This window comes from Flagellimonas profundi (assembly GCF_017313275.1).
Taxonomy (GTDB): domain Bacteria; phylum Bacteroidota; class Bacteroidia; order Flavobacteriales; family Flavobacteriaceae; genus Flagellimonas; species Flagellimonas profundi.
In genome coordinates, this window is sequence record NZ_JAFLNM010000001.1 from 704,114 (window position 1) to 722,523 (window position 18,410).

Here is an 18,410-nt window from a genome sequence, read left to right on the forward strand (position 1 = left end):
AACGATAACAAAACGATTAATAATATGAATGACAAGGAAAAACATAGTAATGACGATGGCCACAATCACGACCACGGTGGCATCTTCGGCAAAAACACCGAACTCTATTTTGCTATATTAAGTGGGGTCACACTAATAACAGGTTTCCTATTGGAGAAATTTACAGGGGTTTCAGAAAACATTCCTTTTGGACTCTATATTGCGGCCTACTTTTTTGGAGGTTATTTTACCCTGAAGGAAGCTATTAGCAAAGTGGCCAAGGGCGAATTTGAAATCGATTTCCTGATGCTGGTCGCGGCTGCGGGGGCGGCCTATCTGGGCGAATGGGCAGAAGGTGCCTTGTTGCTTTTCCTTTTTAGTCTGGGTCACGCATTGGAAAACTATGCAATGGGCAAGGCAAAAAAGTCCATTGCGGCACTGACCGACCTCGCCCCAAAAACAGCCCTTCTCAAGAAAGATGACGATACCGTTGAAGTGGGTATTGAAGAACTACAGGTGGGCGACATCATCGTGGTGCGCCCCAACAGCAAGATATCCGCCGATGGTGTAATTGTAAAAGGTAACAGTAGTGTTGACCAGGCACCCATTACCGGGGAAAGCGTTCCGGTGGACAAAACACCAATAGAAAATCCGGACAAAGAGTATACCTCAAAAAGCAATATTCCCAATGAGAACCGTGTATTTTCAGGAACCATCAATGGCAACAATACCCTTGAAATAAAGGTAATCAAAGAGGCAAAAGATTCTACCCTCAACCGCTTGGTCACTATGGTTCAGGAGGCTCAAGACCAGAAATCGCCCACCCAGTTGTTGACCGACAAGTTTGAGCGGTACTATGTGCCAGCGGTCATTATACTGGTCGTTGCACTGAATTTTGCTTTTTTGGTCATCGATGAACCGTGGAGCGAAAGCCTATACCGTTCCTTGGCGGTATTGGTAGCTGCAAGTCCGTGCGCGCTCGCCATTTCGACGCCATCTGCTGTATTGAGTGGTGTGGCAAGGGCTGCGCGTGGCGGGGTCTTGATAAAAGGCGGTCGCCCATTGGAAGATTTAGGGGTGCTTACCGCATTGGCCTTTGACAAGACAGGAACGCTTACCGAAGGAAAACCAAAGCTTACCGACGTCGAAAGTTTTGGCAGTATAGATAAAAAGGAACTGTTGGAAATCGCGATTGCGGTTGAGGAACTGAGCGACCACCCCCTGGCAAAGGCAGTTGTACGGGACGGAATGGAACGGCTCGGGAAGGACACAAAGATTCCGGATGCCGATGATTTGGAGGCCGTACAGGGCAAGGGCATAAAGGCAAACTATCAAGGGAATTCCATTTACATTGGTAACCTGGAACTCTTCGAGGATATTGATAAGGGCGTACCCGACGATGTATCAGAAAAGGTAAGAGCGCTTGAAGGGGAAGGAAAGACCACGATGCTAATAAAAAGGGGCAATGAATTTATAGGGATGCTGGGGCTGATGGACACCCCACGGGAAAAAGCCAAGGAAACCCTTGCCCAACTAAAGGAAATAGGCATCAAGAAAATGATAATGCTTACGGGCGACAACCAGAAAGTGGCAGATGCCGTAGCCGAGGAAATTGGGTTGACCGAAGCTCGCGGAAGTCTGCTTCCCGAAGAAAAAGTGGAGGCCATCAAAAAACTTGCGGAACAGGAAAATAAACTGGCAATGATAGGTGATGGGGTCAATGATGCCCCTGCTATGGCAAACAGTACCGTTGGTATTGCAATGGGTGCGGCGGGAAGCGACGTGGCTTTAGAAACCGCAGATATAGCACTAATGGCAGACAAACTGGAAACCTTGCCTTTTGCCATCGGTTTAAGCAGAAAAGCGAAGGCGATAATCAAGCAAAACTTATGGGTTAGCTTGGGGGTTGTTGCCCTTTTAATTCCTGCGACAATTATGAGTTGGGCAAGTATAGGGATAGCCGTGGCCATTCACGAGGGCTCTACGTTGGTAGTGGTGGTCAATGCATTGCGTTTGCTCGCCTACAAAAAATAAATTCAATAAAGGAGATTGCCTTTGAATCAAGGTTAAAAATGAACAAAACGGAAAAAATATTGTCGAATTACGGTATTCGCCCTACTCAAATGAGGTCCAAGATATACAGGTATCTGAGAAGGAAGCAAAGTGCCGTGTCCTTTTCCGACTTGAAAAAGGTCTTTGCTGAAAAGAGCGAAACCAATAAGACAGCAAACAGAACGACCTTTTATCGCAACCTTAAGATTTTTGAGGATAAAGGACTTATTCATCAGATAAATGATGGAACCGGAGTGGCAAAATTTGCGATTTCCGGTGAAAATGCAAAAGGTGAATACGGTTCAGATTTACATCTGCACTTTCATTGTACCGAATGTAAGAAAACAATCTGTTTGCCAAATAAAATACCGGAAGAAAGTTTACCAGCTGATTATAAAATAAACGATGTCAACCTGGTATTAAAAGGAATATGCGTGAAATGTAAGAAAAAATAACAGGTGGGAGTTCCAGAACTTTGAACCCTTGCGCCCAAGAGTCAAGTTCAAGGTTCTTCCACCTTATTTAACCAAAAAAATACAACTATAGAAAAATATGATATAACAATTATTGGTTTGTGTTTTGGCGATAATGGAATTCAGGGCAGCGGCAGAGGATATCGCACGGATGCCCCATTGGCATCCCACATTTTCAGAAACCTTTAAGGAAGCCTTTCTGGCCGCTACCGAAGATAGGGCATTGCATATATAAATATTGGGGCAAGTAATACCATATAAAATATAAGATGATGAAGAAAATTCAAAAGCTAACCCAGGAAATCAACGAATTGACAGTAAGGATTGAACACGAATATCCCGAACTCTATCGGTATTTGGATGAGAACCCCATAACGATTCCCGTAGATGATGAAGCAAAACCGACCATTAAATCGTTCGCTGATTATTTGGAGAGCTTAAAATCGATTTTGGAAAAATATATGGAATCCCATAATAAGTAAAGAGTGAAAAGACCAAACGTAGAATTTAATACAGATTATTTAAATGTCCACCATAAACAAAACCACTTTTAAGGTAAGTCAAATGGATTGCCCTTCAGAAGAACAGATGATAAGGATGAAACTGGAGTCAAACCCTCAAATCAAATATCTGGACTTTGACATTCCGAATAGAAAGTTGGATGTGTACCATCAGGGGAATGCCCAAGAAATAAACGTGGAATTGGGTGCATTAAAGCTGGGGGAAAAACTTTTGGGAACAGAAAAGGCGGAAACACCTATTGCCGAAGACGAGACCAAACAAAAGAAGATACTCTGGTGGGTCTTGTACATCAATTTTGGGTTTTTCGTTATCGAAATGACCACGGGTTGGATTTCTTCCTCGATGGGCCTTATTGCGGATTCACTAGATATGCTAGCCGATTCCATTGTGTACGCGTTGAGCCTTTTTGCCGTAGGCGGCGCTATTTCCAGAAAAAAGAAAGTGGCGAAGTTCAGTGGCTATTTTCAAATGGCCTTGGCCCTGCTGGGATTTTCGGAAGTCCTGAGAAGGTTTTTGAGCAGTAGTGAAACCCCTTTGTTCCAATGGATGATAATCGTTTCCATTTTCGCCCTTATCGGCAACCTCGTTTCCCTATGGCTGATAAACAAGGCCAAAAGCAAGGAAGCGCATATGCAGGCAAGTGCCATCTTTACCTCAAACGACATTATTGTGAACGGCGGGGTAATACTGGCAGGGGTGCTGGTTTATTTTTTAGACAGTAAATGGCCCGATTTGGTCATAGGCGGTATTGTATTTGCCTTTGTGATGCGAGGAGCCATTAGAATTTTAAAATTGTCCAAATAACGTATTGGGAAGAAAAGAAATAGCAAAAGAAAGATTTTGGAAAGGAATCCAAATGCCATATCCCGAATAGGACTCAAAACTACCCTCGTAGGTATTTTGATCAGTGCATTATTGGCATTGATCAAAGGTTTGGGCGGGGTGTTCGGGCATTCTTATGCCCTTATTGCCGATGCGATCGAATCCGGGGCGGATGTGCTGACATCCGCACTATTATGGGCCGGGTTGAAATGGTCGTCAAGGCCACCGGATGAAAACCATCCCTACGGACACGGTAAGATAGAGGCCCTGGTGGCGGTGGGTATTGCTATAGCCCTAACCATTGCAGGTGGTATAATCATAAGGGACAGCATCGACCATATTCTGGTACCCCACAAAACTCCTGCACCCTTCACACTCTTCATACTGGTATTTGTTGTCCTCACGAAAGAGGCGTTGTATCGTTATGTCATGAAAACAGGTGATGAAATCAATAGTTCGGCCGTCAAGGCCGATGCATTTCACCATAGGAGTGATGCCATTACGTCGATAGCCGCTTTTATAGGTATTTCCATAGCATTGATCGGTGGCGAAGGGTTTGAGATAGCGGATGATTTCGCGGCACTCATTGCAGCGGGCATTATTCTGTTCAATGCCTATAAAATAGCTAGGTCATCGGTAAGGGAGTTGCTGGACGAAGCTGTTGAGCCCGAATTTCGAAATGAGGTTATCCGACAGGCCGAAGCCGTTCCTGAAGTGGTAAGGGTAGAGCGCTGCCATTCCCGAAAGATGGGAACGGCCTTTCATATCGATATGCATATTTGGATCGATGGGGAATTAACTGTGACCGAGGGCCATGATATTGCACACAAAGTAAAGGAGAGATTGTTCAGGTCATATTCCGAGATACTTGACGTGCACATCCATATCGAACCTAGCAAAGAGAGAAATGTTAAAATGACAGAATTATGAACAGTTGGCTATGGGTACTCGTTTTGGGCCTAGCGGCCTGGGCAGCACACTGGGGTGCGGATCGATTGTTGACCCCTTTAAAGTTGCTCCGCAAGCAATGGGGCCTTACCGCTTCCGCTGGAGCCGCTTTTCTTGCCTTTGTAACGGCAAGCCCTGAAGTTGCCATAAATATTACCAGTGCAGCTCGGGGAGTCTCCAATATTGGCCTGGGAAATTTGTTGGGTTCCAATATTATTTCCATTCCCTTAATGGTGACCATAGCTTATTTTGCTTCCCGGAAACAGTTCAAGAACAACAAGGAACATCAAGAGCATCTTGATAAAAACGTTCTGGCATTGAACAAACGTTCGGTTTCCGTACTGTCCCTTCCATACTTGGGCATTATCGCCCTTGTGGCCATTTTGACCTTGCCAAAGCCCTGGCGCGGGCTACAACCAATAGACGGGTGGATTATGCTGGTCGCTTATGCTGCCTTTTTGACTCACGCAATCATAAAAGGCAAGGAAAAGGGCAAAAAAGTAGAATGGAACAAAAAACAGGTCTGGTTATCGATTGCCGGGGCCTTGGCCATAGCAGTCGGAGCATTTTTCATAGTGAAGGCGACCGAAAATATTGTTTCTGCCCTAAATATTTCTGAAATCGTGGGAGGCCTTTTCATCACGGGCATAATGACCACCGCACCGGAAATATTCAAGACCTGGAGCGTGGTAAAAGGGGGAGAGGTGACTGCGGGTACCACCAGTGTTATAGCGGACAATGCCGTAACGATGACGGTGGCATTTTTTCCGCTGGCGTTGGTAACCACCCCCATTGAGGATTTTGAACTGTTCTGGGTCAACCTGGCCTTTGTCGGGCTTATGCCGCTGCTTTACACACTATTTGTGCATCAAAGCAAGGAACTGCACGGTTTCTCTCGTTGGCAAATTTTTGTGTTTGATGCTGCCTATGTCGCCTATTTACTGGTCATGGTTTTTTTCGTGTTGAAACTTTTTGATAGATGAAAAAGGAACTTTTTAAAGATTGCTCGATGAGGCTCAATATGCTGGATGAAAACATCCACAAATTGGCCGTAAAGTATGCTGAAGAATACTATATAACAAACCAATGCTCCAAGGAGGAAGCCCTTGAACGCGGTATTGTAAAAGCAGAGATGGAAGGGCGAAAGCTCTAAAAAAAGTATAGAATATGGACTGGACATTTGAAGATTTCAAAACAAAGCTTGATGGCCTACAGCCGTCAGTTCGGAAGAAGGCCCTCAAAATTGCGCAAGAATTGGTAAAGGAGAATGGGTATTCTCGTGAGAAGGCCATTACGGAGGGAATCAAACGTGCAGAAGAATGGTTTTATGACCTTAGGGGATAGCATTGGTGCGTTAATTTAAGTAAAGCACAGTACATTATGTCACGGGAAAGGAGAAAGCGGAGACTAGAGGAAAAAAAGGGTAATTCAATAAACAAAAAAGTGAGAACCAGAAAGGAGAAAGCGTATTGCCTGTTGGTTTTTGTGGCAATGTTCCTTGCGGTGCTGACAATTGCCTTTCTAGATGCAATTCTATATGGTTTTTACCTGCTTTTCAATTGAATAATTAAACCTAAAAAGAAAGATTAATGAAGTCAAATCAATAAAAACAAAATGATATGAAAGATGACGGAATTTTAATACCTGTAGATTTCACAGAGGTTTCAGAAAATGCGGTGAGCTATGCTATTGGGCTAGCACAAAAATTGAAATCAAAACTGGTTTTTGTCCACGCCTATTCAGTGGCATATCCATCCGGTACGCCCATCGGGATGGCAACTATGGCACACAATGTAACAGATACCACAGCATCACAAGAAAAAATCAATAAAGAAAAATTGGATAAGTTTCTAAGAGGCTTTCCTGAACTGGACAAGTTGGAATTTCAAGCAATGATCGGTTTCGGGGCAACGGTCGATGTGATTTCTGGCCTAGCTAAGGAAATAAATACCAGTCTTGTCGTTATGGGTACCAAGGGTACGGCTTCGGGATTTGATGAAATTTTTATTGGAACCGTTACCGAAAAGGTGACACAAAAGGCACCTTGTCCAGTACTGGCCGTACCTGAAGATGCCAGCTATACTGCATATAAGCGTATCGGGGTCGCAGTGGATACGGATAGTATGGATAATAGAATAGATTTTGAAATGTTGTCCAAATTATTGGAAAACTATAATGCACAATTGCACTTTGTACATATAGCGGACAAACAGGAAAGGGTGCCGGAGAAAGCATTTATTCGTGAAAGATTTGGCAAACTTCTTGTACCTAATCAATGGTCTTTTACAGTTATCGAGGAAGGCAAACCCGAAGAGGGTATCGATGAATTTTTGACTGAAACCCCAATAGACCTATTGGTTTTGCTTTACAGGGAACACGGATTTTTTGAGGCAGTTTTCAAAAAGGGGCTAAGAAAAAAAATGCTGTATGCCTCCAAGGCCCCATTGCTGATAGTTAAGTAGCCCTTCTACTTATGTGCTCTAGTAAATATTAGTTTTCGCTTACTACGCGAAATTATCGTGCTCATTCTGGAAGCTAGTGGACTTGCCACAATGTGGGAGGCCGTATTTGCCGATGTGGGAGTAGCGTTATTGGCAATATTCAATGCGGTTCGATTGCAGAAGATGAAGTGGACTTAGGAATAGTAAGTATCGAAATATAAATTTTCATTCTGACCAACGCACAATTTCCCACAGTACGGGATTTGCATAATTAAATCAACAACCCTTTTAAGATGTAAACACTTCTTTCTTGATAAATTACTATAAATAAATTTAGACTAAACTAAAAATATATTTATATTTACAAAAATATAAATATAGCAATGCCTAAAATTATTCAATTTTACATTGGTCTGTCCTTAATCGCTCTACTTGGCTGTGAAAATTTCGGCCCCGAAGAACCTATGGAGTTTGAGTTATTGGATGGGCCGTTGGATGGATTGTCCGTTAGTGAGCAACAGCGTTTTTTAGCCGGGGATATTGCCTTTAACGATGATGTTTTTACCGTTGAAAAAGGCCTTGGTCCCTTGTTTGTTGGCACCAGCTGTGCAAGTTGCCATTCAGGGGATGGAAAAGGTCACCCATTTAATCAACTTATTAGGTTTGGTAACAATGATTTGACCATACCCTCGATGTTATCCTTTGGTGATGGCAGGAACCAGATTCAAAATAAAGCCATACCGGGTTTTGAACCGGAGACCGTGCCGGAAGGCTTCCCATTTTCCATTTTGGTCGCTCCGGCGGTGACGGGATTGGGTTTGTTGGATGCTGTCTCTGATGCGGATATTTTGGCTCACGCAGACCCTTCTGATGAAAATCAGGACGGCATTAGTGGAAGGCCTCACTACAATATTCCTCCTGAATTCACCAAGATTCGGAATAATAGTGTTCCCCAGGGAAACAATTATATCTTCAGGTTTGGAAAGAAAGCGGGTAGTTATGATTTGTTGCACCAAAGCGTCAGCGCATATAACCAGGACATAGGAATTACATCCCTTTATGACCCTATAGACCCGTTCAGTGGACTTGAAGAGGATCCTGAAATAAGCACCCAGACCTTGAACGATGTCGTTTTCTACCTTAAAACCTTAAAAGCACCAATTCCCAGAAATCAAACAGACCCCGATGTAATTGCTGGGAAAGAACTCTTTGAATCTGTACAATGTGCTGTCTGTCACACACCCACGTTGACCACAGGATTTTCCCCAATTGAATCGTTATCCCTTAAGGAATTTCATCCCTACACGGATTTGTTGTTACATGACATGGGGCCTGAATTGGATGATGGATTCACCGAAGGAAATGTCGGGACTTCTGAATGGAGAACCCCACCGCTGTGGGGAATCGGTTTATCGGCCAATTCCCAAGGCGGGCAAATGTTCCTGTTACATGATGGAAGGGCTTCGAGCATTGAAGAGGCAATTGAATTGCACGGCGGTGAGGCCGATAATTCAAAAGCCCGGTATTTGTCCCTGACCCCAAAAGAAAAATCACAACTGATAAAATTCATTAATTCCCTATAGGTGCATAGAAAAGATTTTATTAAACAATTTGGATATCTGATTGCAGTCCTGCCAGCTTCTTCCGCTTTGCTCAGTAGTTGCGCAGGCCTGTATTATGCTTCCTTTGTTGAAGAAGGGAGAGTGCTACGAATTTCAAAGGGTGAGTTTCAACAGGTGAAAGGGGGAAAGCAGATTGAACGTGATTTCGTAGTCATCCAGAGCGATTCCATGCGATATCCGATCGGAATATTCAAAACACAAAACAGTAATTATCTGGCCAGTTTGATGCAATGTACCCATAGGGGCTGTGAACTCAACATTGGCGGCGGCATATTCAACTGTCCATGTCATGGCAGTGAGTTCGACCGTTCAGGCAGGGTTTTAGAAGGGCCGGCCGAAGAAAACCTAGAATCATTTGAAATAACCACCGATTATGAGAATATCTATGTGCATGTCCGGTAAAATATATGTGGCCTTTGTCTTAATGAACGTCTGCGTTTTAACCCTTAGCTCGCAAACCATCGATAGGGACAGTATTCGGGAATCCATGAATATGGATGCGGTTTATGACCGTCCGTTTTTGACTTTCGATAAATTTCCAGTCAATCTTGGTGGTTATCTTGAGGCGAACTCAATCTACAGTATTGAGGACGGATTGTCGGAGGGGCTTTCTTTTCAGGCCCGAAGATTGACCCTTTTCGTTTCGGCGTCCATTTCAAAGCGCATTAAGTTCTTGACCGAACTGGAATTTGAAAACGGGACAGAGGAAATTGCCATTGAATTCGCCTCAATGGACATTGCCTTGCACCCCTTGTTGAACCTTAGGGGAGGCATCGTACTGAATCCAATAGGATCCTTTAATCAAAATCACGACGGACCAAAATGGGAGTTTGTCGAGCGGCCAGATGTCAGCACCAATTTGTTGCCCGCCACTTTCTCCAATGCCGGATTTGGTATATATGGAAAGGCATATAAGGGAGCTTGGACCTTGGGCTATGAAGCATACCTCACCAATGGCTTTGATACAAGCATTATAGATAATGAGGAAGAAAGGACATTTTTGGCCGCAGTCAAGGAGAATTCCTCGCGTTTCGAGGAGAATTTTAGCGGCAATGCGCTCCTCAATGGAAAGTTCGCCATCAAGCACAGAAAATTAGGAGAATTGGGCATTTCCTATATGGGCGGGGCATACAACAGGAAAGAAGTTGATGGGCTTCAGGTTGATACAAAATCAAGAAGGGTAGATGTTCTTGCCCTGGATTTAAATACTGCCATTAAAAAAACGGGGACAAGGTTTATCGGTGAGATGGCCTACATATGGGTCGATGTTCCGGACACTTTTACGCAGCAATTTGGTGATCGGCAAGTTGGTTTTTTTGTGGACATTGTTCAACCGATACTAAGTACCGCAGTATTGGACTGGGAAGATGCCATACTCAATCTATCGCTCAGAACGGATTATGTGGATTACAACATTGGCAGGTTTGCCCAGACCAATACGAATATTGGGGATGATTTATTCGCAATTACACCTGCAATAAGCTTTAGGCCCGCACCACAGACCGTTCTAAGGATTAACTACAGATACCAGTGGCAACATGATATTCTCAACAATCCATCCTCAAGAACCGCTACATGGTATTTTGGATTCAGCACCTATTTTTAATAAAATATTCTACAAAGCTGCTTTGATTTCATACCGGGTAGAATGTACTTAAGTAAGGTGTGATTTTAAAAGAGCATCGATGGATAGTATTATTTAAGTATTTGCTTAAATAATTATATTAATATATCTTTGTCAAAAACAGTACTATGGCACTTGAATTAAGTTGTACACGCGCCGAGGCCGACCAAAAGCAACTAATGCGTTGTCGCGAAACCTTAGGAACAAACTCAGAGGCAATTTCCGAAATCAGCAAAATACTCGCGCTGGCCGGTAACGAAACACGGTTAAAGATATTATTCCTGTTATATGAGGAAGGTGAGCTTTGTCCCTGTGATTTTGCCGATATACTTGAAATGAGCGTGCCCGCAATTTCACAGCACATACGTAAAATGAAGGATGTGGGACTGATTGTTTCGAGACGTGAAGGGCAAACCCTGTATTATTCATTGGTCCAGAATCATAACGAAATATTGGAAAATGTGTTTATTAAAATTCAGAAAAATAAAAAGGTAGCATAAAATGGAAACAGGAAAAACCTCGAACAAGGTAGCCTACGCAGGAATATTGACGGCCATGGCGGCATCAATATGTTGTATAACCCCGGTTTTGGCTTTGATTGCAGGAACCAGTGGAATCGCATCCACGTTTTCTTGGGTGGAACCATTTCGGCCTTATCTTATCAGCAGCACTATACTCGTATTGGTCTTTGCCTGGTACCAGAAACTACGACCAAAAACACAGGAGGAAATTGACTGTACCTGTGAGGATGATACAAAACCCTCCTTTTGGCAATCCAAAAGCTTTCTTTTAATAGTTACGGTTTTCGCGGGATTGATGCTGGCGTTTCCATATTACTCCAATATGTTTTATGCACAGCCGAGTAAGGACATTGTCTATGTCTCGCAATCCAATATTGTAAAGCACACGTTTAATGTTGAGGGAATGACCTGCGCAGGGTGTGAAGCCCACGTAGAGAGCGAGGTCAACAAATTGGATGGCATATTATCCGTCAAGGCCAGTTACGAAGGTGCGAATACCCTAGTGGAATATGATAAGACCAAAACCGATTTGGCCGCAATCCAAAAAGCGATAAACAGCACAGGTTATAAAGTAATCGATGGTGAAAACAAAGAAAACGAGTAGATGAAAAAGTACGATGTTTTTGTTATCGGTTCCGGGATGGCAGGGATGACCATTGCCAATAAATGTGCTTCCAAAGGCCTTAAGGTAGGCATTACTGACGAACTGCCCTACGGTGGAACCTGCGCGCTAAGAGGTTGCGACCCCAAAAAGGTAATCATCGGTGCGACAGAAGTAAGGGATTTTGCAATACGCTTAAAGGATAAGGGTATCGATACGGTTCCCAATGTCAATTGGCGGGATATTATGGCCTTCAAACAATCCTTTGTGGATGCAATGCCGCCCAAAATAGAAAAAGGATACAGGCATAATGATATAGACACCTATCATTCTTCGGCAAAATTTCTGTCCAAAAATACCCTACAGTTGGGAACAGATACTATCGAAGCCGACAAGATTGTGATTGCAACGGGCGCAAAACCAAGGGTACTGGATTTTGAAGGTGGGTACTTGGCACTTTCGAGTACCGATTTCCTCAATTTAAAGGAGCTACCCAAATCCCTGCTCTTTATTGGCGGAGGTTACATCGCCTTTGAATTTGCACATATCGCCGCCCGTTGTGGTGCCGATGTAACTATTGTACATAGGGGCAAACGACCTTTGGAAAACTTTGAACAGGATATTGTAGTACACTTGATAAATGCCACGAAGGAATTGGGAATAAAACTGGTTCTAGCGACCGAGGTTTCTAAAATCGAAAAGAGAGATAACCACTATACAGTTAAAGGAACTACCGACGGTAAAGAAATGACATTTAGAACGGAAACCGTTTTCAATTCGGCCGGTCGCCCGCCTGCAATTTTTGATTTGGAGCTGGACAAGTCCGGAATATCCTTTTCAAAAGAAGGGGTTGCCGTCAACGAATATCTTCAAAGCGCATCGAACCCAAATGTTTATGCGGCCGGAGATGCGGCAGATTCAAAAGGACTGCCCCTGACACCTGTTGCCGTTATGGAAGGACATATTGTAGCTTCGAATATCATCAAGGGGAACACGAAAAAAGTGAGCTATCCACCTATGCCCTCCGTAGTTTTCACTTTGCCAACATTAGCAGCCGTAGGTCTGACCGAGGCAGAGGCCAAATCACAAAAAATCGAATATCAGGTCAATTATAACGAGGTGGGCAATTGGTTCAACGCAGAGCGGTTGAATGTTAAGGAATATGCCTTTAAGACTATTGTCGATAAAGAAGATCATACGATACTGGGAGCACATTTAATTGGTCCCAACGCCGAGGAAACCATCAATTTGTTCGCAATAGCGATAAAGACCAAGATGAGGATCAACGATTTAAGGACTATGATTTTTTCTTATCCAACATTATCCTCGGATATTCCCTATATGCTTTAACAAAATATCAAAATTTATGAAAAGTGATGAATACACTAAAAAGCACTGGGAAGAGGTTTATACCGGAAAAAGTGATGAAGAAGTAAGTTGGTTTGAAGGGAAACCCTCGACTTCATTGGATATTATAGCTTCCCTTGACTTACCCAAAGATAGTTCAATTATTGATATTGGCGGGGGGAACTCAAACCTTATCAGTCATTTGTTGAAAAATGGCTATAACAACCTGTCCATTCTTGATATTTCAGAAAATGCACTTCAGCGTACCAAATCAAAATTAGGCAAGTCAGCCACAAAGGTGCAGTGGATAAATTCGGACATATTGAATTTTGAACCGACCCAAGACTTTGAGTTATGGCACGACCGGGCTACTTTTCATTTCTTCACACGGGAAGAAGATATCTTAAAGTATATTGACATACTAGGTCGTTCCCTTAAGACGGGAGCGTATTTTATACTGGCAACTTTTTCGACCACCGGCCCAAAAAGATGTAGTGGATTGGAGATTGCCCAATATTCTCCTGAAAAACTAAAGGAATTGTTTAAAGTAGATTTCACCCTATTGGAATCCTTTGAAAAAATTCATAAAACCCCTTTTAAAACAGAGCAAAATTTTATTTATAACCTGTTTCAGAAAAAATAATATGGACTACGAGAGAATCCTTTTAAATTCAACCATTACCTGTCCCGAATGTGGACATACGAAAGAGGAGGAAATGCCAACAACGGCCTGTCAGTTTTTCTATGAATGCGAAAACTGCAATCAAATATTAAGACCAAAGGAAGGCGATTGCTGTGTCTTTTGCTCTTATGGGACGGTAGTCTGCCCACCAATACAAGAAGGCTCTGGTTGTTGTTGAATAATTTCGGGATAAATTTGTAGAGCACCCCCAGTACAATTATATATTGCCAAAATTTTAAAATCGATGATACCACGAGATTTAAGCAAGGACATAAAAAAGAGGTTGCAAAGTATCAATGGGCAAATTGGTGGCCTCATTAAAATGCTCGATGAAGATACAGACCCAGAGAAGATTTTAATACAGTTCAAGGCAGCACAGAAAGGATTGGATAAAGCTCATTTTCTGTTACTGGACGAAGTTTATCGAAAAGCTTTGGCCATAAAAATATCTGAAACTGTCGAAGCCTGCCCTGGAAACTGTGGCAATGAAGGCCGTATCGAATTTATAAGAAAACAGTTTCCAGATTTGGAATTGGACAGCCTAACGGAAAAGATGAGGGAGATAGATGCACTAAAGGCCAAGCTCGAAAACCACAAAAATGCTTGACCCCCGCAATCACAACCGATTTGATGGCCTGCACGACGCGGGCCATTTTTTTGAAATTTTATTTGGAGACCACCCTACCCACCAATCTACCTTTGATTCGTTGTTTGAATTCAATGACGCGTAAAGAAATTTTAAATAGTTAAAAAACAGAAATATGAAACGTCAAGTAGAAGTTTTTACGGCCAATTGTCCGGTCTGTGACCCAGTGGTCAAAATGATAAAGGAAATGGCCTGCGATAAATGTGAGGTAACCACATATGATTTGGTCAAGCAATGTGAAGACAAGACCTGTCTTGATAAGATGGATGAATATGGCATAAAGAAAGTTCCCGCTGTGGTAGTGAACGGTGAGCTCTTGGAATGCTGTAAGGATTCGGCTATCACCGAAGTGAAATTGGTAGAAGCGGGAATCGGACAATCCTAATTATAATGTGTTTGAGTATGATTAACAAAGTATTCCCTAAAATATCATTGAACATTCCCTATCTCAAATTGATATTGTTATTGGCCATATCAGGATCGGCGATGGCCCAAGGCCACGGCCCACTCTATGGGCTTCAGACACCGACCCTTGCCAAAGGTGGGGTCGATTTGAACGTGGCGGGAATGAGCCTAAGTACGGAGACCGAAACGTCCTATATGCTCCGCTATCTGTTTTCCTATGGCATTACGGAAGACCTGCAGATAAACCTGACCACCCCCACGATGATAGAAAGGTTGGGTGATGCACCGAGGACACGGGGCAACAGCAATATGCCCGCCAACGGGGATATTGAGGCTTCCCTTTGGTACCGGTTTTTCTCGAACGCCTTTGGGGTTGGAAAACGCTTTGAGTCCACCGCCATCGTGGGCGTTTCTGCGCCGACGGATGATGTCAGGGGACAGGCCAATGTGGGCAACTCGGTACACGCGGCCATTTCAACGGGCTATGCCTCGCGCACTTGGTATGGATGGATCGGTGGCGGATACCAATATTATTTTGAGAAAGGTGGCGAACAATTGGGCGACCTGCCCTACGCCAGTGCGGTAGTGGGGTATCGCCCCAATATATTTATGGGCGATTACCCAAAGCCCGATTGGCGCATTTTCATAGAATCATTGGCCGAATTCCCTGGCGACAATAAATTTGAGGGGCAAATGGACTTTACAGATTCGCGCAGTACAAAAATACTGGTCGGGCCCTCTTTTCTTGGACTATATGGCGCTTGGGGAATATCGTTCGGTGCGATGTTTCCGGTCGTACAGGACTTGACACTTGGGGCAGTGAAAGAAAGGTATCGATTGGCCATAAACTTAAGCTATTGGTTATAAAGCAAGAATTTTAAAAATGTATAAAATGAGAAATATATTTAGAATTATGATGATAGGTCTATTCGGAATTGGCACAGCATCGGGGCAAATTACCAAAGTTGACCAAGAAGTTTATGGAATGGATTGCGCCCCTTGCGCCTATGGCCTAGAGCGGGGACTGAAAAAGATGGATGGGCTTCAGGAAGTGCGTGTCAGCCTCAATGACGGAAAGGCATATATGGGATTGGCTGCCGAGAACGGACTTAAATTACGTAGCATTCAGGAAGAGGTAAAAAAGAACGGTTTTTCGGCAAAAAAAGCTGAAGTGACCCTAATTGGAAACGCAACGAAAGAAGATGGCCAATGGTACATTGAGACCGCTAATGAACGATTTTCGGTATCGCAGGATACGCCTACGGCGTTGTTACAAAAATTAACCGTTGGAACAGCAAGCATAAGCGGAACGGTGCAGGATGAGGAAGATGATAACCTCTCTGGCCAATGGTCCATCGTACTAACCAAAATCGAATAGATTTTATGAAGACTATTTCCAAAATGGTATTGGGAAGCAGCTTGGTTGCCGCCCTTCTTCCCTTGATGTGCTGTTTTTTGCCTGCTCTGCTATCGGTCGGCGCGGGATTGGGTTTCTTGGGCGGAAGTTTTGAATGGGTACATCCTGCCCAACCCTTTCTGACCACATTTTCGGTCGGAGCCCTTGGGTTTGCCCATTTTAAGAATTTTAAAAGTTCAAAAAAATGTAGTGGAGGGGAATCCTGCCAAAACGACAAAAGTAAACGTACCATCAATACTTGGTTTATGTGGACATTTACCTTGCTGATTCTTGCTCTTATGATTTTAAACTACTGGTATGAACTTTAGAAAGTTATTCATTTTTTCGGTTTTTGCTTTGGTTCTTCTCACATCCGGTTGTGAAAGAACGAAAGAACAATGGCAGTTCGAACGGAAAATTATACTTCCCAAAGAAGCCCGCCCCTTGGCTTTGGCCAAGGACGAGGAGGCCATTTGGTTTTCAGATCCGGATTATTTCCGCTTGTATAAAATCGACCTGAATGGAAAGGTGTTGGATTCCATCACGAGGATACAACGGCCGATGAACATCCATATGGATAAGGAAACACTTTACATACCCGAATTCTTGACCGACACCATCTGGCAATATAAAAAAGGTAAAACCAGTCCGTTGAAAATCAACAAACGGCCACAGGCCCCGGCGGGTGTTTCTGTATATGGGGATACCATTCTGGTAGCCGATTTCTATAACCATCGTATCATCGTTCAGACACCAAATTATAGCTATACTATTGGAAAGCAAGGCCATAATGAGGGCCAATTGTATTATCCAATAGATGTAAAACTAAAGGATGGTAAGGTATTCGTGGCCGATGCGTACAACCATCGGGTTCAGGTCTTTGATTTTGAAGGCAATCATATTGTTACGATCGGCCAAAATGAAAAAATAAACGTGGCCTCTGGCATTACTTTGAGCACTAATGAATTAGCTATCACCGACCAAGAAAATAACCGGATATTAATTTTTGATTATCAAGGAAAGTTGCTGCAAATATTAAAGGAAGGCATTTTCTATCCAACAGATATTCACTTTGACAAGGGAAGGCTTTTCATCGCCAATTTCAAGGACAATTCTATATCCCTTTATGGCAGGTAATATCAATTGGATATTTTTATAAAAGCTATCTTATGCGTTCATACTCCGTAAATTCGAACGTAGTCTCGCCATTTTCGTTTTTATCCGATTCACTTCTGACAAGTAATTGTTGGGCATTTAATTGAATTACAATATGGTATTCACTTGTATTAGAATTAACATGGCTCAGTTTTCCTGATTCTTCGAGAGACCAAGTGCCAATTTCAGTGAAAGTTTTTGATATCTGGCTATGACAGGCAATTGCCCCGATTCCCCAGAAATAGCGGTTATCTTCTTGCTCGTTACCCTTAACATATCTGAGAATATCATCTTTTCGGCAATTTTCGAATTGGGCAAACAAATCTTCCAAGGGCTCCAATATGCCCAATGAATCATTTGGTTGCCCTCTAAATTCTGCAATCCTTTTCCAATCTCCTGCTAAATTATTTTCGGTAAACAAAAGGTTGACTTGTTGTGAACTTTGGTCGTCTTTTTTGCAAGACCACATAACCAACAAGGAAAGTGACACTATGTAAATTGTTTGTTTTGGCATTACTTGATTGATATAAAGTTACATCTTATCCTAACATTTAGTACATCTATTTTACAGAACTATAGTTAGATAGGTTCCAAGTTGTTTTAAATGGCCATTCACTATATAATTTCAAAATACAAATAAGATTCTCGCATTGGAATTTAGACCTATTGGGTTGTCAAGGCCAAAAAAGTCTATCCAATTAGCGATGTTGCCTTTACGTTTCCCGTCGTTTTCCTGAAATCTCAAGTATTTTGACCTGATAGACAATCGGATTTCCCCTTTCGTATAATTTGCTCGAAAATTCATTGATAAACTCAACCTCTCTCCGTTCTTTTCTACGGATAATGCTCTTCACGCCTTCGGTAAAAAGGTGTAACTTTTGTTTGGCAATATTGCCCTCAAGTTCTTCGAATGTGCCGTGCACCATGGCCGATTCCCAATTGAACATCGATTGTATTTCTTCTACCTGTACGGTAACCGAGTTGTTATTTCGCATCGCATTGATTTTATGGCCATCCGAGGTATAGCTAATGATCGTATTGTCGGCAGGATCAAAATAATAGGTGATGGGAATCAAATAAGGCTTCCCTTGCCATAGATAGGCCAAGTGGCCGAGGTAATTGTTTCTGAGGACGCGCTCAATCGCACTAGTTGTTAAATCTGTCATTGCTATTG

General features: G+C 42.9%; 26 protein-coding genes. 24 read left to right on the forward strand and 2 right to left on the reverse strand.

Annotated features, from left to right (window positions below; all coding sequences use genetic code 11):
- Positions 1 to 24 precede the first annotated feature (24 nt).
- The 24 genes from J0654_RS03120 to J0654_RS03225 all read left to right on the forward strand — a co-directional run bounded on the left by J0654_RS03120 (position 25) and on the right by J0654_RS03225 (position 17,218).
- The gene (locus tag J0654_RS03120) at positions 25 to 2,013 is read left to right on the forward strand and encodes a heavy metal translocating P-type ATPase (RefSeq protein ID WP_067035970.1); all 1,989 of its coding nucleotides are present in this window, start codon (positions 25 to 27) and stop codon (positions 2,011 to 2,013) included.
- Between the two features lie 38 nt (positions 2,014 to 2,051).
- On the forward strand, positions 2,052 to 2,486 hold the full coding sequence (locus J0654_RS03125) for a Fur family transcriptional regulator (protein WP_067035967.1): 435 nt from the start codon (positions 2,052 to 2,054) through the stop codon (positions 2,484 to 2,486).
- Positions 2,487 to 2,610: 124 nt separating this feature from the next.
- On the forward strand, positions 2,611 to 2,739 hold the full coding sequence (locus J0654_RS18355) for a hypothetical protein (protein ID WP_258537667.1): 129 nt from the start codon (positions 2,611 to 2,613) through the stop codon (positions 2,737 to 2,739).
- 34 nt (positions 2,740 to 2,773) lie between these two features.
- A complete protein-coding gene (locus J0654_RS03130) occupies positions 2,774 to 2,986 on the forward strand; it encodes a hypothetical protein (protein WP_229702480.1) in 213 nt (70 codons plus the stop codon).
- Between the two features lie 43 nt (positions 2,987 to 3,029).
- A complete protein-coding gene (locus J0654_RS03135; RefSeq protein WP_067036940.1) occupies positions 3,030 to 3,830 on the forward strand; it encodes a cation efflux transmembrane domain-containing protein in 801 nt (266 codons plus the stop codon).
- Positions 3,831 to 3,866: 36 nt separating this feature from the next.
- Positions 3,867 to 4,778 carry a cation diffusion facilitator family transporter gene (locus tag J0654_RS03140; protein ID WP_083158134.1) on the forward strand — a complete coding sequence of 304 codons (912 nt, stop codon included), beginning with the start codon at positions 3,867 to 3,869 and terminating at the stop codon, positions 4,776 to 4,778.
- The gene (locus J0654_RS03145; RefSeq protein ID WP_067036935.1) at positions 4,775 to 5,779 is read left to right on the forward strand and encodes a sodium:calcium antiporter; all 1,005 of its coding nucleotides are present in this window, start codon (positions 4,775 to 4,777) and stop codon (positions 5,777 to 5,779) included. Before J0654_RS03140 ends, J0654_RS03145 begins: the two co-directional genes overlap by 4 nt.
- Positions 5,776 to 5,949: a hypothetical protein gene (locus J0654_RS03150; protein WP_166247885.1), complete on the forward strand. Its 174-nt coding sequence runs from the start codon at positions 5,776 to 5,778 to the stop codon at positions 5,947 to 5,949. Before J0654_RS03145 ends, J0654_RS03150 begins: the two co-directional genes overlap by 4 nt.
- 14 nt (positions 5,950 to 5,963) lie before the next feature.
- On the forward strand, positions 5,964 to 6,140 hold the full coding sequence (locus J0654_RS03155; RefSeq protein ID WP_162987829.1) for a hypothetical protein: 177 nt from the start codon (positions 5,964 to 5,966) through the stop codon (positions 6,138 to 6,140).
- Between the two features lie 275 nt (positions 6,141 to 6,415).
- Entirely contained in the window at positions 6,416 to 7,258 is an 843-nt protein-coding gene (locus J0654_RS03160; RefSeq protein WP_067036932.1) for a universal stress protein, read from the forward strand.
- Positions 7,259 to 7,620: 362 nt separating this feature from the next.
- On the forward strand, positions 7,621 to 8,820 hold the full coding sequence (locus J0654_RS03165; RefSeq protein WP_083158133.1) for a di-heme oxidoredictase family protein: 1,200 nt from the start codon (positions 7,621 to 7,623) through the stop codon (positions 8,818 to 8,820).
- Positions 8,821 to 9,261: a QcrA and Rieske domain-containing protein gene (locus J0654_RS18390; RefSeq protein WP_067036929.1), complete on the forward strand. Its 441-nt coding sequence runs from the start codon at positions 8,821 to 8,823 to the stop codon at positions 9,259 to 9,261.
- Positions 9,233 to 10,465, forward strand: coding sequence for a hypothetical protein (locus J0654_RS03175; RefSeq protein WP_116183712.1), 1,233 nt, complete (start codon positions 9,233 to 9,235; stop codon positions 10,463 to 10,465). The genes J0654_RS18390 and J0654_RS03175 overlap by 29 nt, the downstream gene beginning before the upstream one ends.
- Positions 10,466 to 10,611: 146 nt before the next feature.
- The gene (locus tag J0654_RS03180) at positions 10,612 to 10,983 is read left to right on the forward strand and encodes an ArsR/SmtB family transcription factor (protein ID WP_067036925.1); all 372 of its coding nucleotides are present in this window, start codon (positions 10,612 to 10,614) and stop codon (positions 10,981 to 10,983) included.
- 1 nt (position 10,984) lies between these two features.
- Positions 10,985 to 11,608 carry a mercuric transport protein MerTP gene (gene merTP / locus J0654_RS03185; protein ID WP_067036923.1) on the forward strand — a complete coding sequence of 208 codons (624 nt, stop codon included), beginning with the start codon at positions 10,985 to 10,987 and terminating at the stop codon, positions 11,606 to 11,608.
- Positions 11,609 to 12,955, forward strand: a complete 1,347-nt coding sequence (locus J0654_RS03190) for a dihydrolipoyl dehydrogenase family protein (RefSeq protein WP_067036921.1) — start codon at positions 11,609 to 11,611, stop codon at positions 12,953 to 12,955.
- 16 nt (positions 12,956 to 12,971) lie between these two features.
- Positions 12,972 to 13,595: a class I SAM-dependent methyltransferase gene (locus tag J0654_RS03195; RefSeq protein WP_067036919.1), complete on the forward strand. Its 624-nt coding sequence runs from the start codon at positions 12,972 to 12,974 to the stop codon at positions 13,593 to 13,595.
- 1 nt (position 13,596) lies between these two features.
- On the forward strand, positions 13,597 to 13,812 hold the full coding sequence (locus J0654_RS18260) for a GDCCVxC domain-containing (seleno)protein (RefSeq protein WP_083158132.1): 216 nt from the start codon (positions 13,597 to 13,599) through the stop codon (positions 13,810 to 13,812).
- 66 nt (positions 13,813 to 13,878) lie between these two features.
- Entirely contained in the window at positions 13,879 to 14,241 is a 363-nt protein-coding gene (locus J0654_RS03200) for a metal-sensitive transcriptional regulator (protein ID WP_067036917.1), read from the forward strand.
- Between the two features lie 154 nt (positions 14,242 to 14,395).
- A complete protein-coding gene (locus J0654_RS03205; protein WP_116183711.1) occupies positions 14,396 to 14,665 on the forward strand; it encodes a thioredoxin family protein in 270 nt (89 codons plus the stop codon).
- A gap of 17 nt (positions 14,666 to 14,682) precedes the next feature.
- On the forward strand, positions 14,683 to 15,552 hold the full coding sequence (locus tag J0654_RS03210; protein ID WP_083157918.1) for a hypothetical protein: 870 nt from the start codon (positions 14,683 to 14,685) through the stop codon (positions 15,550 to 15,552).
- Positions 15,553 to 15,577: 25 nt separating this feature from the next.
- Positions 15,578 to 16,063, forward strand: a complete 486-nt coding sequence (locus J0654_RS03215) for a heavy-metal-associated domain-containing protein (protein WP_067028999.1) — start codon at positions 15,578 to 15,580, stop codon at positions 16,061 to 16,063.
- Between the two features lie 5 nt (positions 16,064 to 16,068).
- Complete coding sequence (locus tag J0654_RS03220) at positions 16,069 to 16,410, forward strand: mercuric transporter MerT family protein (RefSeq protein WP_166247886.1); 342 nt, start codon at positions 16,069 to 16,071, stop codon at positions 16,408 to 16,410.
- On the forward strand, positions 16,400 to 17,218 hold the full coding sequence (locus J0654_RS03225) for an NHL repeat-containing protein (protein ID WP_067028995.1): 819 nt from the start codon (positions 16,400 to 16,402) through the stop codon (positions 17,216 to 17,218). The genes J0654_RS03220 and J0654_RS03225 overlap by 11 nt, the downstream gene beginning before the upstream one ends.
- Positions 17,219 to 17,243: 25 nt before the next feature.
- Here J0654_RS03225 and J0654_RS03230 read toward each other — a convergent pair whose 3' ends face one another.
- Together J0654_RS03230 and J0654_RS03235 are read right to left on the reverse strand one after the other, a co-directional pair.
- Positions 17,244 to 17,750, reverse strand: a complete 507-nt coding sequence (locus J0654_RS03230; RefSeq protein ID WP_116183710.1) for a hypothetical protein — start codon at positions 17,748 to 17,750, stop codon at positions 17,244 to 17,246.
- A gap of 199 nt (positions 17,751 to 17,949) precedes the next feature.
- Positions 17,950 to 18,402 carry a pyridoxamine 5'-phosphate oxidase family protein gene (locus J0654_RS03235; RefSeq protein WP_067035861.1) on the reverse strand — a complete coding sequence of 151 codons (453 nt, stop codon included), beginning with the start codon at positions 18,400 to 18,402 and terminating at the stop codon, positions 17,950 to 17,952.
- Positions 18,403 to 18,410: the final 8 nt, after the last annotated feature.